The organism is Chryseobacterium sp. YIM B08800, assembly GCF_026163565.1.
In the GTDB taxonomy this organism is placed as follows: Bacteria; Bacteroidota; Bacteroidia; order Flavobacteriales; family Weeksellaceae; genus Chryseobacterium.
This window is the reverse complement of the sequence record NZ_JAPDKN010000001.1, coordinates 35,462-60,362: the sequence shown is the minus strand read 5'-3', so window position 1 is coordinate 60,362 and position 24,901 is coordinate 35,462. Positions and strand designations below refer to the sequence as shown.

At 33.6% G+C, this 24,901-nt stretch carries 24 protein-coding genes; 14 read left to right on the top strand and 10 right to left on the bottom strand.

From position 1 onward, the window contains the following. Positions 1–35: 35 nt before the first annotated feature. From OEW74_RS00295 to OEW74_RS00280, 4 genes are all read right to left on the bottom strand, one after another. A complete protein-coding gene (locus tag OEW74_RS00295) occupies positions 36–290 on the bottom strand; it encodes a DUF3820 family protein (protein WP_102978766.1) in 255 nt (84 codons plus the stop codon). Between the two features lie 15 nt (positions 291–305). Further along, the gene (locus OEW74_RS00290) at positions 306–1,406 is read right to left on the bottom strand and encodes an AI-2E family transporter (RefSeq protein ID WP_265426583.1); all 1,101 of its coding nucleotides are present in this window, start codon (positions 1,404–1,406) and stop codon (positions 306–308) included. Beyond that, positions 1,403–2,140, bottom strand: a complete 738-nt coding sequence (locus OEW74_RS00285) for a beta-carotene 15,15'-monooxygenase (RefSeq protein ID WP_265426582.1) — start codon at positions 2,138–2,140, stop codon at positions 1,403–1,405. The genes OEW74_RS00290 and OEW74_RS00285 overlap by 4 nt, the downstream gene beginning before the upstream one ends. A 70-nt stretch (positions 2,141–2,210) precedes the next feature. Beyond that, a complete protein-coding gene (locus OEW74_RS00280) occupies positions 2,211–2,945 on the bottom strand; it encodes a hypothetical protein (protein ID WP_265426581.1) in 735 nt (244 codons plus the stop codon). Positions 2,946–2,992: 47 nt separating this feature from the next. On the opposite strand from OEW74_RS00280, the gene OEW74_RS00275 reads away from it, so the two are divergent. After that, positions 2,993–3,970, top strand: a complete 978-nt coding sequence (locus OEW74_RS00275) for an aminodeoxychorismate synthase component I (protein ID WP_265426585.1) — start codon at positions 2,993–2,995, stop codon at positions 3,968–3,970. Further along, positions 3,954–4,580, top strand: a complete 627-nt coding sequence (locus OEW74_RS00270) for an aminotransferase class IV (protein ID WP_265426580.1) — start codon at positions 3,954–3,956, stop codon at positions 4,578–4,580. The genes OEW74_RS00275 and OEW74_RS00270 overlap by 17 nt, the downstream gene beginning before the upstream one ends. A gap of 193 nt (positions 4,581–4,773) precedes the next feature. Here the strand turns inward: OEW74_RS00270 and menD are convergent, their stop codons facing one another. Next, the gene (gene menD / locus OEW74_RS00265; protein ID WP_265426579.1) at positions 4,774–6,450 is read right to left on the bottom strand and encodes a 2-succinyl-5-enolpyruvyl-6-hydroxy-3-cyclohexene-1-carboxylic-acid synthase; all 1,677 of its coding nucleotides are present in this window, start codon (positions 6,448–6,450) and stop codon (positions 4,774–4,776) included. A 764-nt stretch (positions 6,451–7,214) separates the two neighbouring features. Between menD and OEW74_RS00260 the strand changes: the two genes are divergently transcribed. From OEW74_RS00260 to OEW74_RS00240, 5 genes are all read left to right on the top strand, one after another. Further along, positions 7,215–8,165 carry an isopenicillin N synthase family dioxygenase gene (locus OEW74_RS00260; RefSeq protein WP_265426578.1) on the top strand — a complete coding sequence of 317 codons (951 nt, stop codon included), beginning with the start codon at positions 7,215–7,217 and terminating at the stop codon, positions 8,163–8,165. Between the two features lie 166 nt (positions 8,166–8,331). Continuing rightward, a complete protein-coding gene (locus OEW74_RS00255; protein WP_416207892.1) occupies positions 8,332–10,443 on the top strand; it encodes a prolyl oligopeptidase family serine peptidase in 2,112 nt (703 codons plus the stop codon). 278 nt (positions 10,444–10,721) lie between these two features. Next, positions 10,722–12,839, top strand: a complete 2,118-nt coding sequence (scpA, locus tag OEW74_RS00250; protein ID WP_265426577.1) for a methylmalonyl-CoA mutase — start codon at positions 10,722–10,724, stop codon at positions 12,837–12,839. A gap of 4 nt (positions 12,840–12,843) precedes the next feature. After that, entirely contained in the window at positions 12,844–13,647 is an 804-nt protein-coding gene (locus OEW74_RS00245) for a toll/interleukin-1 receptor domain-containing protein (protein ID WP_265426576.1), read from the top strand. A gap of 67 nt (positions 13,648–13,714) precedes the next feature. Next, entirely contained in the window at positions 13,715–14,215 is a 501-nt protein-coding gene (locus OEW74_RS00240) for a hypothetical protein (RefSeq protein WP_265426575.1), read from the top strand. 53 nt (positions 14,216–14,268) lie between these two features. On the opposite strand, the gene OEW74_RS00235 is transcribed toward OEW74_RS00240, so the two are convergent. Genes OEW74_RS00235 through OEW74_RS00225 form a run of 3 tightly spaced genes read right to left on the bottom strand, consistent with a single transcriptional unit; the run spans position 14,269 to position 17,509 of the window. Then, positions 14,269–15,429 carry an FtsX-like permease family protein gene (locus tag OEW74_RS00235; RefSeq protein WP_265426574.1) on the bottom strand — a complete coding sequence of 387 codons (1,161 nt, stop codon included), beginning with the start codon at positions 15,427–15,429 and terminating at the stop codon, positions 14,269–14,271. Positions 15,430–15,435: 6 nt separating this feature from the next. Next, positions 15,436–16,083: an ATP-binding cassette domain-containing protein gene (locus OEW74_RS00230; RefSeq protein WP_265426573.1), complete on the bottom strand. Its 648-nt coding sequence runs from the start codon at positions 16,081–16,083 to the stop codon at positions 15,436–15,438. Next, positions 16,076–17,509 carry a DUF4836 family protein gene (locus OEW74_RS00225; protein ID WP_265426572.1) on the bottom strand — a complete coding sequence of 478 codons (1,434 nt, stop codon included), beginning with the start codon at positions 17,507–17,509 and terminating at the stop codon, positions 16,076–16,078. Before OEW74_RS00225 ends, OEW74_RS00230 begins: the two co-directional genes overlap by 8 nt. Before the next feature lie 622 nt (positions 17,510–18,131). On the opposite strand from OEW74_RS00225, the gene OEW74_RS00220 reads away from it, so the two are divergent. From OEW74_RS00220 to OEW74_RS00195, 6 genes are all read left to right on the top strand, one after another. Beyond that, positions 18,132–19,523, top strand: coding sequence for an RtcB family protein (locus tag OEW74_RS00220; protein WP_265426571.1), 1,392 nt, complete (start codon positions 18,132–18,134; stop codon positions 19,521–19,523). A gap of 85 nt (positions 19,524–19,608) precedes the next feature. Then, a complete protein-coding gene (locus OEW74_RS00215) occupies positions 19,609–20,154 on the top strand; it encodes a nucleotidyltransferase domain-containing protein (protein WP_265426570.1) in 546 nt (181 codons plus the stop codon). A gap of 2 nt (positions 20,155–20,156) precedes the next feature. Further along, the gene (gene prfH, locus OEW74_RS00210) at positions 20,157–20,855 is read left to right on the top strand and encodes a peptide chain release factor H (protein WP_265426569.1); all 699 of its coding nucleotides are present in this window, start codon (positions 20,157–20,159) and stop codon (positions 20,853–20,855) included. After that, entirely contained in the window at positions 20,842–21,354 is a 513-nt protein-coding gene (locus tag OEW74_RS00205; protein ID WP_265426568.1) for a tetratricopeptide repeat protein, read from the top strand. Before prfH ends, OEW74_RS00205 begins: the two co-directional genes overlap by 14 nt. A 26-nt stretch (positions 21,355–21,380) precedes the next feature. Next, a complete protein-coding gene (locus tag OEW74_RS00200; RefSeq protein ID WP_265426567.1) occupies positions 21,381–22,007 on the top strand; it encodes a hypothetical protein in 627 nt (208 codons plus the stop codon). Between the two features lie 4 nt (positions 22,008–22,011). Then, on the top strand, positions 22,012–23,004 hold the full coding sequence (locus tag OEW74_RS00195; protein WP_265426566.1) for an enolase C-terminal domain-like protein: 993 nt from the start codon (positions 22,012–22,014) through the stop codon (positions 23,002–23,004). A gap of 85 nt (positions 23,005–23,089) precedes the next feature. Here the strand turns inward: OEW74_RS00195 and OEW74_RS00190 are convergent, their stop codons facing one another. Next, positions 23,090–23,377 carry a cytochrome C gene (locus OEW74_RS00190; protein WP_265426565.1) on the bottom strand — a complete coding sequence of 96 codons (288 nt, stop codon included), beginning with the start codon at positions 23,375–23,377 and terminating at the stop codon, positions 23,090–23,092. 27 nt (positions 23,378–23,404) lie between these two features. Beyond that, complete coding sequence (locus tag OEW74_RS00185; protein WP_102978722.1) at positions 23,405–23,698, bottom strand: c-type cytochrome; 294 nt, start codon at positions 23,696–23,698, stop codon at positions 23,405–23,407. 179 nt (positions 23,699–23,877) lie between these two features. Between OEW74_RS00185 and meaB the strand changes: the two genes are divergently transcribed. After that, positions 23,878–24,873, top strand: a complete 996-nt coding sequence (meaB, locus tag OEW74_RS00180; RefSeq protein WP_265426564.1) for a methylmalonyl Co-A mutase-associated GTPase MeaB — start codon at positions 23,878–23,880, stop codon at positions 24,871–24,873. Positions 24,874–24,901 lie beyond the last annotated feature (28 nt).

Below are 24,901 nucleotides of genomic sequence, written 5' to 3'. Positions count from 1 at the left end.
GGCACCAAAGGTGCCCCCGAAACTCTATAAAATATTTAAAACTTATAAATCTTGGTTTTAGGTTTTTCATAACTCACTTTTCCACCACGAAGAGGCGTAAGCAAATCCATCAAACCATTTAATTTTATTTCGTAAATCGTAGAAAGCTGCATTCCCAATTTTCCGGGTGGCATTCCTTGGCGCTGAAACCATTCCAGATAACTTATCGGAAGGTCAGCTAAAACAGTATCTTTATATTTTCCGAAAGGCATTTTTACTACACATATTTCCTGTAAAATTTCAGGATTTATTCCTTGCTCCATTCTTTAAACTATTAAATCAATTTTATTTTCTAAATCGTCGTCTCTATCTTTATCAGAAAGTTGAAGTTCTGGGGTTTCATCATCCGAAAATTCATTTCTGTACACCTGAATAAGAAGTAGTGTAAATGACACTAAAATAGGTCCGAAAATCAATCCCATAAACCCAAATAAATTCATTCCCATAATGATTCCGAAAACGGTATTTAAAGGGTGAATATCTTCCAATTTTTTTAGCAATGTAAAACGAAGTACATTATCTGTGAGACCAACGACAATGATGCAATAAAGTCCAAGACCAATTCCAGGTCCGGTTTGACCTTCTGCAATCATAAAAATACAAATCGGAACATAAACAATTGCCGCTCCCACCACCGGAATCATCGATGCCGCCGCTGTTAATGCAAATAACAAAATAGGACTTGGTGCACCAAAGATAAAATAACCAATCAATGCGATTATCCCTTGTCCTAAAGCGACAACAGGAAGCCCGATTGCGTTTGCCATAATTAATTTACGCATTTTTTCGCCAATTAAAGAGACATTTGCTCTTTTCAAAGGTGCGGCTGAAGCTAAAATTCTTTCGAATAATCTTGGCTTCTCAAACATAAAATAAAGAATGAAATACATTGACATCACTACCGTCAAAGTATTAAATGTTCCGCTAAGAGCTGATGTAGAATACTTTCCGGCAGAATCTTTAAGCTTGGTCATATTCTCTTTACTCAGAATATCAAAACTGGTTTTATTGTAAATAAATGTATGGATTTTGTCAACGAAAATATTAAACTTATTCATGTAAGCTTGCGCGTTTCCAAGCTTTTCAATCAATAAATCGGCAATAAAGTAGACAGGAAGAATAATAATAATTAAACTTGCCAACATGAGAACCAATGCAGAAGCCCACGGTTTCCATTTTCGTTCTTCCTGCAGGTAAAAATTATATTTTCTGCAGACTACATAAATGGTTATCGCTCCCAAAACTGAAGGGATGAAAAGCGCAAGATTAAAACAGATTAAACCTGCTAAAACCAAAATGATTGCAAGCAAAGAAACTTGTTTTATCGCTGTGCTACTGATTTGTTTGTCTTTATTTTGTGGTATCATTTATTATATGTTATTTGTCGTGGTTTACCTAAATATGCGCAATATGCAGAATACATAGCTATATAGACAAATGGATAAGTAAAAATTATACCAACACAACAAAGTAATATTCCGGAAAGTGTAATAACTCCACCTAAAATTGCAGTTCCCCAAAAAATACTATAATTTTCTTTGACAATATTATAGGTTTTTGAAATTGCATCCATGGCATTTGAATTTTCAAACAAAAGAATAGGATAACCAAGAAAAAATAATGGATATACAAATAAAAACGGGATAAAGCACATGGCAATAGAAACCCATAAAATGATATTGGTAATCAAACTATACAGTAAAATATTTCCTAGATTTTGACGGTAACCAATAAATAAATCAGAAAACTCGATTGAAGCTTTTGTGTTGAATTTGTTCGTAATATACATTAAACCAACAAAAAGAGGCGACAAAAGAATACTCAGTAAACCCGAAAATGAATAATAAAGAGAAGTTCCCGGTCTGTTTATCAAAATATTTCTGTAATTGTCTTCATCAAAGTTTCTGAAACTGCTGTAATTCGAATACCACTTTAATCCTGTGATAGATTGTAAAATAGAATCTGCAATAAAATAAATAATCATCACTACCAAAGCATAAAGAAAAACGCCTTTATACATTTCGAAAGCATGAGAAATAATAGATCCTGTATTTCTTTCAGGTACAGATCCTTGCTGATCAAATTCTTTAAATTCGGACATGGTGTTTGTTTTTTAATGTTTCTCAAATTTAATTTTTTTTGAGAACAAAAACACCACACATTTTTCAAAATCAGACTTTCTCGATGAAAATAGTTTTATACAATGAATAAATCATCGCATTCCAAAATGGAAAAGTGAATAATCCACCGACTAAAAAGATTCCGAAACCGATGTATTTAAATAAAACGGCAACTATTGTACAAACTAATATCTCGATGAAATACATTTTTAACGCTTTCCAGTTTAAAGCAATTCCTTCAAAAATAGTTTTGTTCTGAAAAAACATTAACGGCGCCACAAACAATGTTATCATTACCCAAACAATAGGAAGAATAAGGGTTTGAGCGATAAAAGTGTATAAGAAATACCAGAATATGAAGTAACTTGCATATCTGAAGAAATTCAGCCCGTTATATCCGGCAAATAAATCTCTTAATTCAACATTTTCTTTAAGATCAATTTTTCTAAAGATTTGAAAAAAACCTAAATTTAAAGGATAAAGAAAAATCAGAGTTGCTACCAAGCCAAGATAAAAGTTCTGAAACCCTTCACTTATCATGATTGCAGAAATATCATTTTTGTATGCTTCTAATCCTGCAGGTCCTATTTTCATATAATCAGACATTGCACCTAAAAGCTGATCCATAATTCCGTATCGACCTGAAAAGTATAAGAAAACCGTAGAAAATAAAGCCAAATAAATAACCGAAAAAATCATTTGGTAAACCAACGTTTTATTCCAGTAAAAAAATGCTTGTTTTAAAATAAAATCGATTCCCGGTTTTTGTGGATAATTCTCCTGCATTGAAAAAATTTTATGCAAAAGTAAACATCAATAACTACTTTTGCGGAATGTTTTCAGCGAATCATCAAAAATTTATTGAAATGGACGAACTTTCACATCAGAAAGTTCCTTTTTTCTTTATCATTGACTTCCTGGTTGATCAGGTAGAAGTTTTCACAGAAGATGAAATTGAAAAAGAAGGTTTGTTGATTGATTTTCAGGATTTTTCGAATGTGAAAAGTCAGGACGTTTTAGATAAAAAAATAGAATGGAAATCATTTCCTGAGTCTTTAGAAAGCTTTAAAAGAGGTTTTGATCACGTTCAGAAAAATATTCGTCAGGGAAATTCTTACCTTACCAATTATACCCGAAAAACCAGAATTGAAACGAATCTCAACCTGGGAGAAATTTTTCATCATTCTTCTGCAAAATACAAGGTTTTATATAAAGATTTTTTCGTATTTTTTTCTCCTGAAACTTTCGTGAAGATTGTTGATGATAAAATCATGACTTATCCGATGAAAGGTACGATTGATGCTTCTTTAGATAATGCTGCAGAAATTTTGAAGAATGATAAAAAAGAAAGGGCAGAACATTATACTGTAGTAGATTTGCTTAGAAATGATCTGAGTATGGTTGCAGATGATGTGAAAGTTGATAAATTCCAGTATATTGATTTTCTGAAAACAAAACAGAAAGATCTGTATGCGATGAGCTCCGAAATTTCAGGTAATTTAAAACCTGAGTTTAAAGGAAAAGTAGGAAGCATCATGAAAAAACTTTTACCTGCAGGATCTATTTTAGGAGCGCCAAAACCTAAAACTTTAGAGATCATCCTTGAAGCGGAAGGTTTCGACAGAGGTTTTTATACAGGAGTTTGCGGTTGGTTTGATGGAAAAGATTTAGACAGTTGTGTAATGATTCGTTTCATCGAAAAAGAAGGCGATCAATTGTATTTTAAAAGCGGTGGCGGAATTACACACATGAGCAAGCTAGAAGACGAGTATCAGGAAATGAAAAACAAAATTTATGTCCCAATTCATTGAAAGTATTAAAGTAGAAGATCAGGAATTGTTCCTGTTGGAGTTTCACCAGAAACGCGTGAATGAGACTTTCGCCCATTTTGGGAAAGAAGGTTCTATTGACTTGGAGAAAATTTTTAAAAATCTCAATCATGATGAAGACGGTTTGTACAAGCTGAGAATCACGTATGATTTGGATAAAAAATTCAGAACCATGATGATTCCTTATGCAATTCCGGAAATTCAGGATTTTCAACTGGTAGAAAATAACAGCTACGATTACTCTTTTAAGTTTGAAGACCGCAAAGAGCTTGAAAAAATGAAGATGAAGTCTAAAGCTGAGGAAATTATTATCGTAAAAAATAATCATATTACAGACACTTCGTTTTCCAATCTTTTGTTTCAAAAAGGGAAAGACTGGTTTACGCCGTCAACTTATCTTTTAAACGGTGTGCAAAGACAAAACCTTTTAAAGAAAAAGAAAATAAAAGAAGCAGAAATTACTTTGCAGAATATTAAGGAATTCTCACATTTTCAGTTGATTAATGCGTTGAATGACTTCGATGATATGTTTATTTATCCTATTCATAAAATCACCAATCTTCCCGGGAATGATGATTATTTGGATATTTAAATAATTTCTTTAAAATATTTTTCTCTCGCAGATTAAATAAAAAAGCAGATTTATAATTAAATAAATCTGCTTTTTTACCATTAAGATTTTTTAAGAAGTTTAGAACATTAAGATTTAGCTTCGCTGTAAGAATTCATGCTTAAAATCTTAACCTATCTTAACTGCTTAACTTTCCTTAATGGTTCAGTATTTCTTAGCTTTCCTTTAAAAAATTAAAATAAGCTTTCTGTGTATCTGCATTATTTTTACCTTGTGTATTGACTTCCATGATCTTAGGAAGTGAATCTGGTTTGAAGAAATTCTCAAAGACTCGGTCTAAAGTTCTGTCATCTTCAACTTTCACATAAGAAAAACCAAAATGTTTAGCCATAAATTCTGCATTTTTATGATGTTTTGTAGAAATAAATTCATCAACCGTATTTGAATTCGCATTTCCGGGACCCGGAATTATTTTAAAAATATTTCCTTCCCCGTTATTAAAAATAATAATCCTTGTAAATGGCGGAATGTACTGATTCCACAAGCCATTAATGTCATAGAAAAAGCTTAAATCACCTGTAATCAGCAAGGTAGGGTTTTTGTTTTTGATGGCGAAGCCCATTGCGGTGGAAGTAGAACCATCAATTCCGCTTGTTCCACGGTTGCAATACATTTTTCTCTTTCCAAAATCAAAAAGTTGTGCATAACGAATTGCCGATGAATTACTGAAATGAATATTGTAATTCTCGGGAATGCTCTGCGAAGCTTTATTAAAGAAATAAAAATCTGAAAACTCAGCTAAATTTAAAAAGTCGTCATGCTTTTTGTCTTTTTTATCTCTTAAAACATCCCAAAGATTATAATAAGGTTTAGGTTCTAAGTTGATGAAATTTAATAATTTAGAAAAGAAAACCTCGGGCTTAATTTCTATTTTCTGAGTCAATGAAAAGTAAGTGTCGGGTTGCCAAACTTCATCCAGATGCCAATGTTGCTTAGGATGTGCATTTCTTAAAAATTGTTTTACTTTTTTAGAAACCACATTTTGCCCAACAGTAATCAATAAATCTGGAGCATAAGTTTTAAAATCGTCTTCGGTAAATGCAAAAATATATCGGTCGATATGCCTGAAAAACTTTTCATGATATAAATTTGAATTCGCTTCGCTTAAAACAACAACAGAATGGTTTTTTACCAATTGGGTAAGCTGGTTTTCCAATTCAGGGCTGTAGCCTTTTGTACCTACAAGAATCATAATTCTCTGTGAAGTATTCCAGTCTGCAATTAAATTGGAGGGAATTTCGTACTCTTTCTTTTTAATGGTTTTCTCAATCACCGGGAAGGTCGGAAGCTCTGAAACCAATTCGTACAAAGGTTCTTCTAAAGGAATATTGATATGAACCGCACCTTGTTTTTCAAAACAAAGCTCAATTGCCTTTTTTATAAGATCTGAATTGATGCTTTCTGCATCATCTTTACTGTCTTCAACTAATTGAAAATCTCCGTAAGAATGCTGATGAAACAGATTGTTTTGTCGGATCGTTTGTCCGTCAAAAAGATCAACATAATCAGTTGGTCGGTCTGCCGTTAAAATCAACAACGGAATATTCTGATAAAAAGCTTCGGTAACTGCAGGATAATAATTTGCCGCTGCAGAACCGCTTGTACAGGTAATTACAACAGGCTTTTTTTCGCTCATTGCCATTCCGAGAGCAACAAAAGCCGCACTTCTTTCATCAACAATGCTGAAACAGTTGAAATCATCCATCTCTGAAAAATGAATCGCCAAAGGAGCATTTCTGGATCCCGGAGATATCACAACGTCTAAAATTCCGTATTGGTGAAGAATATTAGCAAGTACCTGAATACTTCTCTTAGAAGAATATTTTTTCATTTGAAAATTTCTATTGTTTTTTTAGGTCAAATGCAATCGCCTTAATTTTTACTCACATTTATTTACTAATTGAGCCTTTGGCGATTTCATAAAGCAAATTTAGTTTATAAATAATGAATTGTAAAATGATTTGGGGAGTGTTTTACTTTTCTTTATGATTGAAATTTATATAGAAAATTCTAAAATAATTAATAAGATATATTGGGAAAAAGGCACATAATATTGCAATTAAAGTGCTTTTCCAAAAAAGCTTTGATATTCCGGAGAAGAAAAGAAACTCAAATATTACTATTGAGTAAAGAAAAATAGGGAGGGTCAAGCTACTGATCTTAGATTTTTTCCAATATAAAAATGAGGTAGAAATAACATACAATAAAGAAAAGTAAATAAAATTGATAACAGAAAGCATTGCGCTGCCGTGACCACCAAAATTTTTAATTTGATCTGTAAAATATATTTCCGCCATAATGAGGATCATGGTTCCTACAATAAAATCTAAAATGAAGTTAATCAGTAGTTCTTTTCTGCACAAATATTTATATAAAACAAAAAAGCAGAAGAGGAGGATACCTATTAGAGGTCTGGAAAATTCAAGTATCATACTTTAAATGGTCAATATTTGTAAACAAATTTAATTAAACATTAATTACTACTGATAATAAACGGTCACATTCGATGAAATGACAAATTGAAATTGTGTGATATTTTATTCAATTTAAATAAGTTAAAATCTGTAAATTAGCCCCACGTAAAATTTCTATAAAATGGATAAAATACCTAGTGTAGACCTGCGTGATTTCCTTTCGGACAACCCGGAACGCAAACAGAAATTTGTAAATGAAATCGGAAAAGCTTACGAAGAAATTGGTTTTGTAGCCTTAAAAGGACATTTCCTTGATGACAAACTCGTAGACAATCTTTATGGAGAAGTGAAAAACTTCTTTGAACTCCCAACAGAAACCAAACAAAAGTATGAGATCCCAGGAATTGGGGGACAAAGAGGTTATGTTGGCTTTGGTAAAGAAACGGCTAAAGGTTTTAAAAAAGGTGATTTGAAAGAATTTTGGCATTTTGGACAATATGTTTCGGATGATTCAAAATACAAAAGCGAATATCCAGACAACGTCATCGTAGACGAACTTCCACAATTTAATGAGGTAGGTAAAGAAACTTACCAGATGCTTGAAAAAACAGGAAAATATGTTTTGAGAGCTTTAGCATTGTATCTTGGTCTTGATGAATTTTATTTTGACGATAAAATTGCAGAAGGAAACTCTATTTTGAGACCAATTCACTATCCGCCGATTACCCAGGAACCGGATGATGCAGTAAGAGCAGCGGCTCACGGAGACATTAACCTAATTACCCTTTTGATGGGTTCTCAAGGAAAAGGTCTTCAGGTACAAAATCATAAAGGCGAATGGATCGATGCGATTGCACAACCAGACGAATTAATGATCAACGTTGGAGATATGCTTTCGAGACATACCAACAACAAGCTGAAATCTACGATTCACAGAGTGGTAAATCCGCCAAGAGAGTTGTGGGGAACTTCAAGATATTCTATTCCTTTCTTTATGCATCCTGTGAGCGGAATGTCACTGAATGCTTTAGAAAACTGTGTTGACGAAAACAATCCAAAGTTATATGAAGATACAACAGCCGGAGAATTTTTACACGAAAGATTAATTGAATTGGGATTAATAAAAAAGTAAGCCTAATTAATAAACTTTAATACAATTAAGAAAGACTTCTATTCGTAGAGGTCTTTTTTTTGCTCTAAACTTTATGTAAATACCTTTAGAAGACCACGAAAAAAGTCACACAATGTAGGCTTTTGTATTCCCACAACTTTGCGTATTTTTGAGAAAATGCTTCACAATGAATTTTAAACCTATGTTATTAACAGCCGGAGTTTTGTTTTCGGCTACAGTTTATGCTCAAAAAATGACTTATCCTAAAGCAATCAAAGGAAATCAAACAGATACTTATTTCGGAACAGCCATTGCAGATCCGTACAGAGATTTAGAAAATGATTCTGAGCCTACCAAAAAATGGGTAGATGAAGAAGTTGCTTACAGTCAAAAATATTTATCGCAAATCCCATTTAGAGAGCAGATTAAAAAGCAGTTAACAGATATTTGGAATTACGAAAAAATAGGGGCACCTTTCAAAGAAGGAGATTTTACTTACTATTATAAAAACGATGGTTTACAGGCTCAGTCTGTATTATACAGGACTAATAATAAGACAAAAACCACAGAAGTATTTTTAGATCCTAACAAATTTTCAGAAAAAGGAACTACCTCGCTTTCAAGCTTGTCTTTCAACAAAAAAGGAAATTTGGCAGCGTACTCTATTTCAGAAGGCGGAAGCGACTGGAACAAAATTATCATCATTGATGCTCTTACCAAAAAACAAATCGACGAAACAATTGTTGATGTAAAGTTCAGTGGAATTTCTTGGCAGGGTGACGAAGGTTTCTATTATTCAAGTTACGACAAGCCGAAAGAAGGAACTGTACTTTCCGGAATGACTGATAAACACAAAGTTTATTTTCACAAATTAGGAACAAAGCAATCTTCCGACAAACTGATTTTTGGTGGAGATAAAACTCCAAGAAGATATTTAGGAGCAGGAGTTTCTGAAGATCAGAGATATCTGATTATTTCTGCTGCGAATGCAACCAACGGAAACGAATTGTATGTGAAAGACCTAAAAAAAGGTGGTGATTTCGTTCAGATCAACAAAGGTTTTGATATTAATGTAAATATTGTTGATACAGAAGGTGATAATCTTTTCATTTTTACCGATAAAGATGCGCCAAATATGCGTTTGGTAAAAACGACCATTCAAAATCCGTCTCCTGAAACCTGGAAAGACGTTATCCCTGAAACAGAAAATGTATTGGGAATTTCCGGAGGTGGCGGTTATTTCTTTGCGACATACATGATTGATGCCATTGATCAGGTAAAGCAATTCGATAAAACAGGAAAGCTGATCAGAGAAATTTCATTGCCTGGAAAAGGAAATGTAGGTGGTTTTGGCGGTAAAGAAACAGAGAAAGAATTATATTATTCTTTCAGCAATTATATTACTCCGGGAACAACGTATAAATTCAATGCTGATACAGGAAAGTCTGAAGTTTACCAGAAACCGAAAGTGAAATTTAATCCTGAAGATTATGTTTCTGAGCAGGTATTTTATACATCAAAAGACGGAACCAAAGTTCCTATGATGATCAATTATAAAAAAGGAACAAAGCTGAATGGTAAAAACCCTACAATTCTTTATTCTTACGGAGGTTTTAATATCAGTTTACAACCATCTTTTTCTGTCGTAAACGCAATTTGGATGGAAAATGGTGGAATTTACGCCGTTCCAAACATCCGTGGTGGAGGTGAATACGGTAAAAAATGGCACGATGCAGGAACAAAAATGCAGAAAAAAAACGTGTTTGAAGACTTCATCGCTGCCGGAGAATATTTACAATCTAAAGGCTATACTTCTAAAGAATATATGGCACTTTCAGGAAGATCAAACGGAGGTTTGTTAGTTGGAGCAACCATGACAATGCGTCCTGATCTGGCTAAAGTTGCCTTTCCTGGAGTGGGTGTTTTAGATATGTTGAGATATAACAAATTTACCGCTGGAGCAGGTTGGTCTTATGACTATGGAACTGCAGAAGACAACAAAGAAATGTTTGATTATTTAAAATCATATTCACCGGTTCATAACGTAAAAGCAGGAACTTGTTATCCGTCAACAATGATCATTACAAGTGACCACGACGATAGAGTAGTTCCTGCGCATTCATTTAAATTTGGTGCAGAATTGCAGGAAAAACAAAAATGTGCAAATCCGATTTTGCTAAGAATTGAGAAAAATGCAGGTCACGGAGCAGGAAGAGCAACCGATCAGGTAATCAGCGAAAATGCAGATTTAATTTCTTTTGCTTTATACGAAATGGGAATTAAAAAACTAAATAAATAATCTAAACTTCTTTAGGTTTAAATAAAAGCGAGATTGTATTTACAGTCTCGTTTTTATGTTTTATGGTATTTAATTGAATTTAAAAACATTTAAATCATATTAAAGAAGATCAAAGATCTTCAAAAAAACTAATGTGCTCTTTTAAGCAGAATAATAATTAAAATTCTCTGTGGCTAATGTGTTAAGATCCTTTATTTTTAAACATCCAATGTTGCTGAAAATCAATCACAAACCATTCCCGTAAAAATGCTTATTTTTAAAATCTTAAATCTGAAGAAATGAGAAGGGAAATAAAGAACAAAATTCCTCAATTTAATATATCTGAAAATCAGCAGGAAATTTATCAATTTGAAAAGGATGGACTTGAGCTGAAATCAAAATACACGGCAGAAGACGTAAAAAATAAAGACATCAGCGACAGTTCTCCGGGAATTGCTCCTTACCTAAGAGGTCCTTATTCTACGATGTATGTTCAGAAACCGTGGACGATTCGTCAGTACGCAGGGTTTTCTACCGCTGAAGAATCTAATGCGTTTTACAGAAGAAACTTAGCAGCTGGACAAAAAGGACTTTCCGTAGCTTTCGATTTGGCGACACACAGAGGTTATGATTCAGATCATGCTAGAGTAGTTGGAGATGTTGGAAAAGCCGGCGTTGCGATTGATTCTGTTGAGGATATGAAGATCTTGTTCAATGAAATTCCTTTGGATGAAATATCGGTTTCAATGACGATGAATGGCGCGGTTTTGCCGATTTTATCATTTTATATTGTAGCTGCAGAAGAGCAAGGTGTTTCTCAGGACAAGCTTTCGGGAACCATTCAGAATGATATTTTGAAAGAATTTATGGTGCGTAATACATACATTTATCCGCCGACTCCTTCAATGAAAATTATTGCTGATATTTTTGAATATACTTCTAAAAATATTCCAAAATTCAACTCGATTTCGATTTCTGGATACCACATGCAGGAAGCGGGAGCAACCCCAGTTCTGGAAATGGCTTATACTTTAGCTGACGGTTTAGAATATGTAAGAACCGGAATTAAAGCAGGAATGAATGTGGATGATTTTGCCCCAAGGTTATCATTTTTCTGGGCTATCGGAATGAATCATTTTATGGAAATTGCTAAAATGCGTGCAGCAAGATATATTTGGGCAACGCTTTTAAAACAATTCAACCCTCAAAATCCAAAATCTTTAGCTTTAAGAACGCATTCACAAACTTCAGGTTGGTCTTTAACGGAGCAGGAACCTTTCAATAATATTACAAGAACGGCGATTGAAGCATTGTCTTCAGCTTTAGGTGGAACTCAGTCTCTTCACACCAATGCTTTGGATGAAGCAATTGCACTTCCGACAGATTATTCGGCAAAAATTGCTAGAAATACGCAGATCATTCTTCAGCAGGAATCTGGGATCTGCGATGTTGTAGATCCAATGGGAGGAAGTAATTTGGTTGAATCTTTGACTCAGCAAATGATCGAAGAAGCCATGAAATACATCGATGAGGTTGAAAAAGAAGGCGGAATGACCAAGGCAATTGAAGCCGGAATTCCAAAAATGAGAATTGAAGAAGCTGCCGCAAGAAAACAGGCAAAAATCGATAGCAGTGAAGAATTTATTATCGGAGTAAATTCATTTAAATCAGCTTTAAAACAGACTCCAATCGAAATTTTAGATATCGACAATACTGAAGTTAGAAGAAAACAGATTGAAAGATTAGAATCAATTAAATTAAGCCGTAATTCTGAGACTGTTGAGCAAATTTTAAATGAAATCCGTGAATCTGCAAAAACCGGAAACGGAAATCTTCTGGCATTGTGCATTGAAGCGGCAAGAAGAAGAGTAACTTTAGGTGAAATGAGCGATGCGATGGAAGAAAGTTTCGGACGTTATAAAGCCAACATCAGAACGATACAAGGAGTTTACGCTATGAATGCAGGTAAAAATGAATATTTTGGAAAAGCACTTGAGCTTACCCAAAAATTTGAAGAAGCAGAAGGTCGTCGTCCAAGAATTATGGTGGCGAAAATGGGACAGGATGGTCATGATCGTGGTGCAAAAGTGGTAGCAACTGCGTTTGCAGATATGGGATTTGATGTGGATGTTGCACCGTTATTTCAAACTCCGGAAGAGGTTGCAAAACAGGCTGTAGAAAATGATATTCACATTTTGGGCGTTTCATCTTTGGCGGCGGGTCACAAAACTTTGGTTCCGCAGGTTGTTGAAGAGCTAAAGAAACTAGGTGCAGAAGATATTACAATTGTTGTAGGCGGAGTTATTCCACAACAGGATTACGAGTTTTTATATGCCAACGGAGCTGATTTCATCTTCGGTCCGGGAACAAACCTTCCGAAATGTGCGGTCGATATTTTGGAAAAGTTTTTAAATTAAAAAGATGAGTTTTTTAGAAAAACAATTGCATAAAGATTTCGGAAATCATTTTACGATAACATCATATCTTCCTAAATTTGAGAAATCAGGCGAATGGGAAGGAAAGTTGCACTTGATTTTTTCAATCAAGAATTATAATCAATTTTCAGCAATTACTGTTGATAAGGTTGATAAGAGGATTTTTAAAATGGCAGATATTTTAATGATACTTGATGATTATGATGGAAAAGGTTTTAAAATGAATTTTTGGAATAAGAATAATGAAAAATTAGAAAATATTCCTCATACAAGAAATGTATATTTATATTGTAATGAATTATTAGTAGACAAGAATTTGCTGGTAAAGTTCTTTTTTGAAAAAAAATTAAGATTACACATTAGAGACAAACAATATTTTGATATGGAAAAACCTGATTTTTTTATTTCGCATGATTCAAATGATAAAGAAGAGGTTGCAAGACCCTTATTCAATGAGCTCGTAAAAAGAGGATATAAAGTATGGTATGATGAGTTTTCTCTAAAAATAGGAGATAGCTTAGTTGATTCTATTGATGAGGGTATAAGAACTTGTAAAAAAGGTATAATAATATTAAGTCCTAATTTTTTAAGTAACGAATCATGGGCTAAAAGTGAACTACAAGCAATAAGAGTTAAGCATATTCAAAAAGGAAATATAATATTACCAATTTGGCATAATATTTCAGCCAAAGATTTAGATGAGCAATATTGGCTTTTAAATATCTTCGGAGGAAATACAAGCAATGGAATAGAATATTTAGTGAGTCAAATAGAAAGGTCTTTAAATTAAAATCCGATTAGAATCCAATAAATTGCACAGCTTTTGTACTGTAGGTCATAACCAAAAATAAATTAATATGGCTTATACAGTAATTTCAGTATTTCCGGAAACTGTAGATACAGAGGAAATAAAATCAGAACTAAAAAACAAAGGATTTCTCGATGCAGACATTATTGTTTCTAAATCGAGATTTGATGAAGAGTCTTCTACGAATGAATATGAAGATGATGAAAAAACAAAAAGTTTTTGGAATCATGTTTTTGTAAATGATAACGAGATTTTAGCAGCTTACAGTAAGGAAAGTGTAGGTAAAATCAATTTGGTGGTTTATGCTTCCAATCTTACAGATGCACAAAACGCAAAAAAAGTTTTGGATCAATATGGAGCATTAAAGATTTATAATAAACCCTCTGTTAATCAGACTGATTCTGAAACAGCAGGTTTGCCTGAAGATGTTTACAACGGAATTATTGCAAAGGCAAAACACGATGTTTATTTCTTAGACAAAGAAAGAGTGTATTCTCCAAACAGCAAAGGAATGGGTGATACAATGGACGGCTTGGGATCTAAAGATTAATATAAACTGTTTTATAAAAAATAGAAACGACCATCAGATGATGGTCGTTTTTGTTATATTTTCCAGGACCTAATCAGCCATCGGTAGATAAGAATATTGACAAAGAAGTAGACCAATACAGGAATGATAATAATCATTGACCAAAGTAAAGGATTAATATACATCGAAAGTAAACCATTGGAAACGTCCGATTTTGCAATAAAATATTGTCCAGCTGCGATCAGTCCTAAGCTTAAAATCAACACAAACATTAAATTCATGCTGAATTTTCTGCTGATATCACTCACCATTTTCTTTGGTGAATATCCTAAAATATTTTTAATGGATACCTCTTCCTGCTTCTCTAAAAACTGAATTTTTATAAAGCTAACAATAATATAAAGACACAAAGCAAAGATGAAAACTCCTAAAACAGCAATTATTTTTAAAACCAAAAATAATTTTGACTTTATTTTTGCTGAACGAAGACTTTCCTGATTAGATTCATAACCGTTTTCTTTCATTTTAGAAACCAGACCTTCATCACCGGAATCTTTTACCTGTACCAAAACTCTGTTGTAAATTTTGGGCTGTGTCGCAAGCTGAGGTTTTTCTGCGATATTCAGAGAGTCAAGGAATTTTTTCGGGATCAAAACAGAATGTATTCTGTCTGAAAGTCCTACCATTTTTCCTTTGTACGTCTTATTCTGCTTATTGACAGTGATGTTGATATTCACTTCGATTTTCTTGGCAAAATCTTCAGAGATTTGTGGGAGACCTTGGTTTAAAGCAAATCCGTAATTGTAAAGATTCAGATATTCTCTTGAAATAATAATTGGAATTTCATCACCTTTTACCTGAAACTCTTCATTTGTCAAATCCGAATCAATTGCTTTTATATCTAAACCTTCAAAATACAGATCAGTATAAAAAGGAATAAAGTCGCCGCCATTCGCAGAAGCTTTAAATTCATTTGCTGAAAAAGGATAAATGGCTTTTACTTCGCTCCAGGTTTTAATTTTTGAAATATCATTTTCATTAAACCCAAGAAGTTCTTTTCTTCCAATATTATCAGGAGTGATCTTTTTGCTGAAGGTCAACCAATAATTGCTGTCACTGCTTTTACTTCCAAAAAGACGGTTCGCATTTTCATACAGTTGCAGACAAGACAAAACCAAAATAAGGGCAATGAATAATCCTGCGTATAAAATAATTGAATTAAAAATTTTCTTCATAAGCTTTTATAAATGAAGAATTTGATAATCGTGCTCAAATGGAAACTCATTCAGCTCAAAAAAGATGACCGAACTTTCGCTTTCTTTTGAAACTTCGTTAATTAATGAGAAAGCAATTTTTTTATTATTCAAATCCAAATGACTGAAACATTCATCATAAATAATAAAATCAGTAGGATTGATGAGGCTTCTCACAATGGCACTTCTTTGGCGTTCTCCATAAGAACAGTTTTCTGCTTTTTTATTCAGAAGATTTTCTATTCCCAGTCTTTTGGCATATTCTTCCATTTTTGGAATGAACTGTTTTCGGTCTTTATTAAAAACACGAAGAAGAATATTCTCAGAAATAGTAAGATCTTTGATAAGTCTTACATCTTGGAAAAGCAGGCTCACTCCATCTTTTCTGTTTTTTACAATTTCTTCGAGATGAAGTTTTTTTACCACTTGTTGGTCATATTTTATACTTCCTTCATATTGGAAATGAGTACCCAAAATTGCTGTTGCCAAAGTAGATTTTCCACTCCCGGAAGGCGCGACAATCAGATACCTGTTTCCTTTTTGAAAGGAAATATTTTTATTCCAGATTTCAGACTGTTCGATATTTCTGGGAGTGAAATATTTAGGGAAAATGTTTTCTAATACTAAATTAGTCATTCATTATAAAATAATACAGTGCATTTTCGTCTTTCTTGTCTAAAGTGATGAGCGATTTAGAAACCAAATTACCGGCATTTTCTTTAGATTCGTTTGAGATCTCAATTACTTTTGCAGGTACTGTTTCTCTTCTGTTATAATCGCTTCCGTCAGACCAGGAATAAGCTGTTATACCAGTTTTTTTGCTTAGTTTAGAATTTTTCGCAGCCTTTTTCGCCTGAAATTGTGCATTCACACTTTGATCATCAGAGAAAATTACCTGATTATCTACAATTGTATATTTCTTGCTTTCACCTAAAGGGCCTTGAAGCAATGAAGTAAGAACATCTTTTTTCTTAGGATTAAAACCTAAAACCATTGCTCTTTTATTGCTGTAATATATCATAGAATCTGCAGGATTTTCTTTCATGTCCATATAGGCATAATCTCCCGTGAAAGTTGTCGTAATATCTTCTAATGTTTTGTTGGTTGATGCTAAATAATGATTTACAGTAGCTTCAAAACCAGCTTCCTTGATGAAATATCTCATAAAATCTAAACTGAAATAACCGATAGAAAAAGATTTTGCATTATCGAGTTCTACATTTTTTACAAGATCATAGTTGATATTGTTTTTGCTGTAGTATTTCTCAACAATTTTTTTCATATCGCTGTTGAAAAATGTTTTGGTATCCATTTCTACTTTTCCTTTATCGAAGCTGAAATCAAAACCAATTCCTGAATCTTTAATCAGCTTATTTACAGCCAGAGTTTCTATATATCCTTTAGAAACGTAGCTTGCAACAGCTCCAAGATTCATCCATCCGCTCACATCTTTTCCGCTTACAAGAGATTCGTTTACCTGATCGATGATCACTTTGTTTGAAGTTCCTTTTCTTGCCCAAAAATCAGTAAAGTATTTTTCGCTAAGTTTTGCAACGCCATCTAAAGAATTATATCTTGAATAAGAAAAAGATTTCTCGCTCGACATGATCGCCATGTCACCTTTGATGCTTCCTGTAATCTTTCCGTCTTCAAAAATAAAATCTTTTTTGTCGATTGTTATTTTAGTTTTCGAAAGATCAGACATGCTTTTCTGGAATTTCGCCTTGTCACTAATCCAGAAAAATGCTTTCACATCAGGATCTGAATTCGATTTTCCGGGCTCCACCATGATGTAAAGCGGTTTGCTGATATCAATACCCGATTCTTTTGGTTTGCTGATCAACTGCAAAAGAACTCTTCCTTCATCATTGATGTTCTTCTTTTCTTTCAGAATCTTTTCAACCGGAATTTTATCAGAAATGGAGTTTAAGTTCACTCTGGATAAACCTAAAGTAGTATCTGTGGTGTATTTTAAAATATCGTCATTCTTATTAGAATTACAGGAAAATAGAATCACGAATGCAAATGCGCACAGCAGGGATTTCATTAATGTGTTTTTCATATATTTTTGGTTAAGAAAACAAATATAGCATTTTCGATCTAATGGAAGTCATTAATAAGTGATAAATAATTTTTGAATTTTTATTATGTAATTCAAAAAAAATAATATCTTTGCAACTGAAAATCAAGTTTAACCATTAAAAAACAACGAAGCAATGTTCAAATACAATCAACATTCATCAGTAGGATTGCCTTTTGCAAAGGCGAGGCTTCGTGGTTTGGTACACTCATAGAACAATAGTATATTGAAATATCAAAACCCGAAGTCATAAGATTTTCGGGTTTTTTATTGCGCAATATTTCAAACTCAAAACAAGTTTCCCCGAAATCAAAATTTTTATCAGGAGCTAAATCCCGCTTTCCGCTATATCTTTTTTGCCAACGCTTTTTTCAAGCCAATGCAAAAAAAGGATGTCGCTGCAAAACGGAGTTTCGACGATTCTATAATAAATATAAATTAAGAGTCAATCGGGGCTAATAAAAAGTTCCTGCCAATCAAAACCTAACGGGTTTTTGAAACCCGTTAGGTTTGAATAAAGTCAACTAAAATTCTAGTTGAAAAATATTAGATGCAAAAATGTCTAACATCTTGTGTCTAATATCTAACATCTTATTAAAAAACAATGGGAAATTTAAAACTTAAAGGAAAAGATATATTAAAATTAGGCTATCCAAATAATCAAAGCGTGAACGTCGCTTTGGAAGTCATGAAGAGAAATTTTGCAACCAAAAATATTCATTATGTAAAATCTCTTTTAAAAGAAATTCAACAAAATCCGGAACAATTTGAAAAAGATTTAACCTTCGGGCAGATTGCAGAAGCTTTACTTTCATCAAAGAAAACGGAGAAAAGAATGCTCAATACAAACCGTGCATCTTTCCAGATTTTCGGAAACAATATTTCGGATGAAGCAAAAAACCAGTTGTACACCGCATTGAAATTGCCAATTGCAACACAAGGCGCTTTAATGCCGGATGCACACAGCGGTTATGGGCTTCCGATCGGAGGAGTTTTGGCAGTTGAAAACGCAGTAATTCCTTACGGAGTAGGGATGGATATTGGCTGTAGAATGAGCTTGAGTATTTTGGATACGCCTATTTCATATCTTGACGGAGCGAGAGATAAATATGAAAAAGCTCTTGCCGAACATACCAAATTCGGAATGTACGAAACACATAGATCTCACGTTGATCACGAAATTTTTGACAGAGATACGTTCGATTTAATTCCGATCTTGAGAAGACTAAAAGGAAAAGCCATCAAACAAATGGGAAGTTCCGGTGGCGGAAATCACTTTGTAGAATTCGGGGAAGTAGAGATCACAGAAGAAGATAAGCAAATCAATCTTCCGAAAGGAAAATACCTCGGAATTCTTTCACACAGCGGTTCGCGTGGATTGGGAGCAGAGATCGCTCAATATTATTCGAGAGTGGCGACAGAGCAATGTCCGTTACCAAAAGAAGCGCAAAACTTTGCCTGGCTGGATCTGAACACACATCTCGGTTTAGAATATTGGACGGCGATGAATTTGGCGGGTGATTACGCTTCGGCTTGTCACGACGATATTCACCGAAGATTGGTAAAAGCTGTTGGAGGAAGAGTAAAAGCCAGAATTGAAAACCATCACAACTTTGCGTGGAAAGAGATCCATAACGGAAAAGAAGTGATCGTTCACAGAAAAGGGGCAACTCCGGCGAATGAAAATGAATTGGGAATGATTCCCGGTTCGATGACGGCAAAAGGTTTCATCGTTCGTGGAAAAGGAAATCCGGATTCTTTGAATTCTGCTTCTCACGGAGCTGGAAGAGCGCATTCTAGAGGAGAATGCAGAAATCTTTTCACTCAAAATGACATTAAAAAAGAATTGAAACTCAAGAATGTCACTTTGATGGGCGGAAATACCGAAGAAGCACCAATGGCGTACAAAGACATCAACGAAGTGATGAATGCACAAAGTGAATTGGTTGATATTCTGGGAACTTTCCAACCTCGAATTGTGAGAATGGATAAGTAAAATGGTTGGTAGTTTTTAGTTGATGGTTGTTAGAATTTTAACACCATCAACTGACAACCATCAACCATCAACAAAAATTAGTAAAATGGGAGCACCACATAACATACAAAGATACGGTGAAGTCTGGCCGGAATTTAGAATTCAACACGGACTAAAAATATTAGAAAAATTAAAAAATAAAGTCATTTTATCAGGAGGTTGGGCGTGGCATTTTATGTCTGAAGTAGGGCATACGGAATACAAACATGCACATGACCATAAGGATATTGATGTTTTTGTAAAGAAAGAAAATGTTGCTGAGGTTGTAATGATTCTTCAGCGGGAAGGTTTTCAGAAAATCTGGACAAGATATGATCATCTTCCAAGCGAAGAAAATTTTCGCAGATATGAGAAAACAATCGAAATGGAAAACGGAAAATTTCACAGAATTACAATCGATTTCTTTGAAAGAAGTGATTTGGAAACTGTCGAAGCGAACGGATTCACTGTTGTGAAACCTGATGTTTTACTTTCATTTTACAGAAACATTCATACCAGCGATAAATGTTGGGCGGTAATGGCTGCAAAAGATTTATTGGAAAAAGGAATTGATCCTGTCGGTCATCCAAGATTAAGTGAAATACCAAAATAACAATGGATAAATTAATACAGATAACCTCAGGAAGAGGACCTTTAGAATGTCAATGGGTAGTTGCCAAACTTCTGAAGGCTTTTCTTGAGGAAGCAAAAGATAATAAAATAGACTACGAAATCATCCATCGTGAAAATGGGGATGAAAATCTGACATTGAAATCCGTAACCCTTCTTTTAAAATCAAAAAATATCAATGAATTTTTAAAATCGTGGTTAGGAAGCATTCTTTGGACAGGAAAAAGTACTTTCAGAAAGCTGCATAAAAGAAGCAATTGGTTTATCGGGATTTTTGAACTGGAAGGTTTGGAGAAAATCAATTTCAACGAAAAGGATATACAGTTTCAGACGACGAGAAGTCAGGGAAGTGGCGGACAAAATGTGAATAAAGTCAACACGGCTGTTCGTGCAACTCATATTCCGACCGGGCAAAGTGTTTTTGTACAGGATACGCGTTCCCAATTGGAGAATAAAAAACTTTCGATTGAAAGATTGAAAGAAAAAGTTTTGGAACAGAATATTATTCAGCTTCAAAAAAGAATGCAGGAAACTTGGAACAATCATTTGAATGTGCAAAGAGGAAACCCGATCCGAACATTTTCAGGAACGGACTTTAAAAAGAATTATCAGGAGAAATCTTTCAAAAAAGAAAGAAATCAACTGAAAAATGAATTAAAAAACTACAGAAATGACCTTAACTAAAAGTAAATATTATTTCGAAGCTTTGGATAATTATCCTTACAGCTTGCCCGATTGTCTGGAAGCATTGAATTATGCACTGTCTTACGATCCTGAAGATGCAGATTCGCTTTGCCTGATGGGAAGAATCTACAGCGAAATGCTCATCGATTACGAAAAAGCAAAGCTCTATTTTGAAGAGGCGATGCAATGTGATGTTACGAATCTTAATACGCCAAAATATTATATTAAATGTCTTTTGGATAATGAAGATTTGCAGGAAGCTGAAAAATTAATCAACTATTCTTTGAAAATAAAAGGAATTGATAAAGCGACTATCTGGTTTTACAGATCTCTGCTTTCTGAGAAGAGAGGAAGTTTTCCTAATGCTTTAAAGTTCTTAACTGAGGCTGAAAAGTATTGTTTCTCATCGCATAGTTTGGATGTTGTAAAAGATCGCAAGAAATTTATAAAATCTAAAATGCCCAAGAAAAAATCTAAAAACAAGAAGGAGACGAAATAAGTCTCCTTTTTTTGTAAATTTAATTTATGAAACACTATTTATTTTTGATTCTATTGCTATTGATTTCTTGTAAAAAGAACGAAGCGCGAAAAAAAATAATCCCGAAAGATGAAACTTTGGACTTGAAGTACGAAGTTTTGAATCAACTTATTACTGACCAAATTAGAGAAGACAGCATTAATGGTACTTTACATGATAACATTTATAATATTGCAGTTAAGAGAATTTTTTTTGAAGAATTAAATGAGAACGAAGAACCACCGCCTCCTCCTAGTTCAGTATTAAATTTTTCGTATGATTCTATTTTTGCAATAAAAGATTCATCTTACTATAAAAATCAAGATAGAAATTTAATAAATTTTAATCTCCAAAAAAGTAGAATCAAGAAGAAATTAGATTTTGTAACAACCGACGAAATTTTAAAGTTAAATGTAAAATATAAACGGGATTTTTGGAAGGAATTTCGAAAAAAATATGGAGATAAATGTATTCAAACTTTTTCTGTTCCTTTTTTTAATAAAAATAAAACGGTTTGCATTGTTGAAAATTCAATGTCTTGTGGACCATTATACGGTGGAGGTTCAACTTCGATTTATAAAAAAGTGAATGGTAAATGGAAAGTTATAAATTCATATAATCATTGGGTAAGTTAGTAATATGAAATTAAAATTTGAACTCAAAGAGATTCACCTAAAAGAAACATTCTCCATTGCTTACGGAAACTACAATCATCGTGATGTATTGTTGATAGAGCTATCCCACCAAAATTGTAAAGGTTATGGCGAATGTGTGGCGATTGATTATTACCAGATTAATCTTCAGGATTTTGTTTTAAAATTAAAAGGAGTTCAGTATCAAATTGAAGCTCAGAAAATCATTCATCCCAAAGATTTTTTTAAGTTTTTATTGAGTTTAAACCTTCATTCGTTTTTACTTTCTGCTTTAGATTGTGCGTATTGGGATCTTTTTGGAAAGCTGGAAAATAAGAACTTTTTAGAATTAAATCAACTTTCAACGGATCAATTAGTTGAAAGTTCGATTACTATTTCCGTTGGAGATATTGAGGATCAAATCGATAAAATTCAGAAAAGTGAATGGAATAAATTCAAGGTAAAATGCAAAGGTTTAAATAAAAACAATGTTGAAAAATTATTACAATTAGATAAGAGTATCGCATTAGATTCTAACGCAAGTTTTACCGATGAAGATTGTATTTGGTTTCAGGAAAATGCTGAGGTTCAAAGATTTTCATATTTGGAGCAGCCTCGTCCGATTGATCATTATAAAATATTAGAAAAAGAAAGTTTTGCCAATTGGATGGCAGATGAAGATTGTCAGAATATTGATTCGCTTGAGGAACTCATTCCATACTATAAAAGCATCAATATTAAACTGATGAAATGTGGAGGATTGACTCCCGCTTTAGAAATGATAAAAAAAGCAAGAGAATTAAACTATAAAATTATGATCGGCTGCATGACAGAATCAACAGTTGGAATTTCCGCAGGTTGCCTTTTAACCGGACTTGTTGATTTTGTAGATTTAGACGGAGCCAATCTTATTTCTAATGATTATGCCACCGGAAATTTTGTAGAAAATGGTAAAATTATTCTATCCGGAAAACCTGGTTTGGGAATTAGTTTAAAGTAAATTCAACTGGTGAAATATGAATGGTCTATTCGTTTTGCTTGTCAATTTTTTAGATTTAAACAAAAATAGACTTTCAAAAGAAAGCCTATTTTTTATTTACAGAAATCAAATAATCATAGACCATTTGATGTTGTTCATCATTCAATTTTGCTTTTGGCGCCATTCTGCTTAAGGTTTTAATCCATCCCTGATCGTCGTGTTTTGCAGGATCCGGTAGTTTGTGGCATTTGTTGCATGAGTTTTCAAAAACTGTTTTTCCTTGTGCCAAATGTTCAGCTGAGGTAAATTTAGGACCGGTTACGGCTGTGCTTTTTGGTCCGCAAGAAACCATAAAAACAGATCCTAAAATTATACTTAAAACTAATTTTTTCATGATGATATTTTTTGTTGGTTGAATCTTTTATTTTTTCACAGACACCACATAATCGTAAACCCACTGATGTTGTTCGTCAGTTAGTTTCGCTTTTGGAGCCATAGAATTCATAATTCCTACCCATTGTACAGAAGTAAATTTGGTGGGCTCTGGCAAATCATGACATCTTTTGCATGCAGTTTCGAAGATTGTTTTTCCCTGTGCTATTTGTTCTGTGGTACTTGTCGATGATTTTGGAGCTTCAGCTACGGGTGTTGCTTTCGGGGTACAAGATGCTAATAAAATAAGGGCAAATGTTGCTGCTGCAAATAGACTTTTCATATTTTTTTTAATTGTTTAAAACAAAAATAGCGAATTTTACAAGTGATTGGTGTTTAGATCTATAATTTAGAAGCATTAAAATTAATGAGCTTTTTCTCGGATTTTGAAGGTTATTTTTATATTTTTGAATGAATAAAACCGACAGGTTAGATCTTTCCTTTAAAAATGGAAATATTCGGATGAAAATTTCAACAGAAGACTTTATAGACGGTATTAAATCAGGCAATAAGCGTTTGATTGCAAAAGCCATTACTTTAGTTGAAAGCACAAAATCTGAACATCGAAATCAGGCAGAAGAACTTTTAAAAAAAATTCTTCCATTAACAGGAAATTCAGTCAGGGTAGGAATCACAGGAGTTCCCGGTGCCGGAAAATCTACTTTTATAGAAAACTTTGGAAGATTAGCAATTGCAAATGGAAAAAAAGTAGCTGTTTTAGCAATCGATCCGAGTTCTGCGATTAATAAAGGCAGTATTTTAGGTGATAAGACCAGAATGGAAGAATTGGCAAAAGAAGAAAATGCATTTATTCGTCCTTCGCCAAGCTCCGGTTTTTTGGGCGGAGTTGCCAATACTACTTTTGAAACGATGATGATTTGTGAAGCTGCAGGTTACGATTATATTTTAATTGAAACCGTTGGAGTAGGACAGTCTGAAGTTTTGGTCTCAGATATTACCGATGTTTTTTTGTTTCTGAAAATTATTGGTGGTGGAGACGAACTTCAGGGAATCAAGCGCGGAATCATGGAAATGGTCGATATTATTTTCATTAATAAAGTTGAAGAAAGTAATCTGCAAAAAGCTAAAAATACCAAGCTCGAACTGAAACGGGCATTAGATTTTCTTCCTGCAAAAGAAAAAGACTGGAAAGTTCCTGTTTTGCTGGGTTCGGCTTTACATAATGAAGGATTGAATGATGTCTATCAAAAAATTGATGATTTTATTTCATTAAAAAAGAATACGAAACGTTTTGATGAAGTTCGAACGCAACAATCTGAAAAACGCTTTGAATACTGGGTTCAGGAATATATTTTAAGCATGATGAAAAAAGATAACTCTGTGGAGGAAGCTTATATTCAGCATAAAAAAAATGCTTCAGACCTGATTTCTAATCCAAGTACCGAAGCAAAATTATTTGTAGAAAAGTTTTTAAGAGATTCGAAATCTGAGATTTGAGTTGCGAGTTTCAAGATCCGAGTTTTGT

What these genes read in the sequence shown, in the direction of transcription:
- OEW74_RS00230 (WP_265426573.1), bottom strand. Translation starts at nt 16,083, where the DNA reads ATGACTAATTTAGTATTAGAAAACATTTTCCCTAAATATTTCACTCCC.
- OEW74_RS00195 (WP_265426566.1), top strand. Translation starts at nt 22,012, where the DNA reads ATGAAATTAAAATTTGAACTCAAAGAGATTCACCTAAAAGAAACATTC.
- OEW74_RS00285 (WP_265426582.1), bottom strand. Translation starts at nt 2,140, where the DNA reads ATGTCCGAATTTAAAGAATTTGATCAGCAAGGATCTGTACCTGAAAGA.
- OEW74_RS00275 (WP_265426585.1), top strand. Translation starts at nt 2,993, where the DNA reads ATGTTTTCAGCGAATCATCAAAAATTTATTGAAATGGACGAACTTTCA.
- OEW74_RS00255 (WP_416207892.1), top strand. Translation starts at nt 8,332, where the DNA reads ATGAATTTTAAACCTATGTTATTAACAGCCGGAGTTTTGTTTTCGGCT.
- menD (WP_265426579.1), bottom strand. Translation starts at nt 6,450, where the DNA reads ATGAAAAAATATTCTTCTAAGAGAAGTATTCAGGTACTTGCTAATATT.
- OEW74_RS00270 (WP_265426580.1), top strand. Translation starts at nt 3,954, where the DNA reads ATGTCCCAATTCATTGAAAGTATTAAAGTAGAAGATCAGGAATTGTTC.
- OEW74_RS00200 (WP_265426567.1), top strand. Translation starts at nt 21,381, where the DNA reads ATGAAACACTATTTATTTTTGATTCTATTGCTATTGATTTCTTGTAAA.
- OEW74_RS00190 (WP_265426565.1), bottom strand. Translation starts at nt 23,377, where the DNA reads ATGAAAAAATTAGTTTTAAGTATAATTTTAGGATCTGTTTTTATGGTT.
- OEW74_RS00185 (WP_102978722.1), bottom strand. Translation starts at nt 23,698, where the DNA reads ATGAAAAGTCTATTTGCAGCAGCAACATTTGCCCTTATTTTATTAGCA.
- OEW74_RS00235 (WP_265426574.1), bottom strand. Translation starts at nt 15,429, where the DNA reads ATGAAGAAAATTTTTAATTCAATTATTTTATACGCAGGATTATTCATT.
- OEW74_RS00205 (WP_265426568.1), top strand. Translation starts at nt 20,842, where the DNA reads ATGACCTTAACTAAAAGTAAATATTATTTCGAAGCTTTGGATAATTAT.
- OEW74_RS00245 (WP_265426576.1), top strand. Translation starts at nt 12,844, where the DNA reads ATGAGTTTTTTAGAAAAACAATTGCATAAAGATTTCGGAAATCATTTT.
- OEW74_RS00225 (WP_265426572.1), bottom strand. Translation starts at nt 17,509, where the DNA reads ATGAAAAACACATTAATGAAATCCCTGCTGTGCGCATTTGCATTCGTG.
- OEW74_RS00215 (WP_265426570.1), top strand. Translation starts at nt 19,609, where the DNA reads ATGGGAGCACCACATAACATACAAAGATACGGTGAAGTCTGGCCGGAA.
- OEW74_RS00240 (WP_265426575.1), top strand. Translation starts at nt 13,715, where the DNA reads ATGGCTTATACAGTAATTTCAGTATTTCCGGAAACTGTAGATACAGAG.
- OEW74_RS00220 (WP_265426571.1), top strand. Translation starts at nt 18,132, where the DNA reads ATGGGAAATTTAAAACTTAAAGGAAAAGATATATTAAAATTAGGCTAT.
- prfH (WP_265426569.1), top strand. Translation starts at nt 20,157, where the DNA reads ATGGATAAATTAATACAGATAACCTCAGGAAGAGGACCTTTAGAATGT.
- meaB (WP_265426564.1), top strand. Translation starts at nt 23,878, where the DNA reads ATGAAAATTTCAACAGAAGACTTTATAGACGGTATTAAATCAGGCAAT.
- scpA (WP_265426577.1), top strand. Translation starts at nt 10,722, where the DNA reads ATGAGAAGGGAAATAAAGAACAAAATTCCTCAATTTAATATATCTGAA.
- OEW74_RS00260 (WP_265426578.1), top strand. Translation starts at nt 7,215, where the DNA reads ATGGATAAAATACCTAGTGTAGACCTGCGTGATTTCCTTTCGGACAAC.
- OEW74_RS00280 (WP_265426581.1), bottom strand. Translation starts at nt 2,945, where the DNA reads ATGCAGGAGAATTATCCACAAAAACCGGGAATCGATTTTATTTTAAAA.
- OEW74_RS00290 (WP_265426583.1), bottom strand. Translation starts at nt 1,406, where the DNA reads ATGATACCACAAAATAAAGACAAACAAATCAGTAGCACAGCGATAAAA.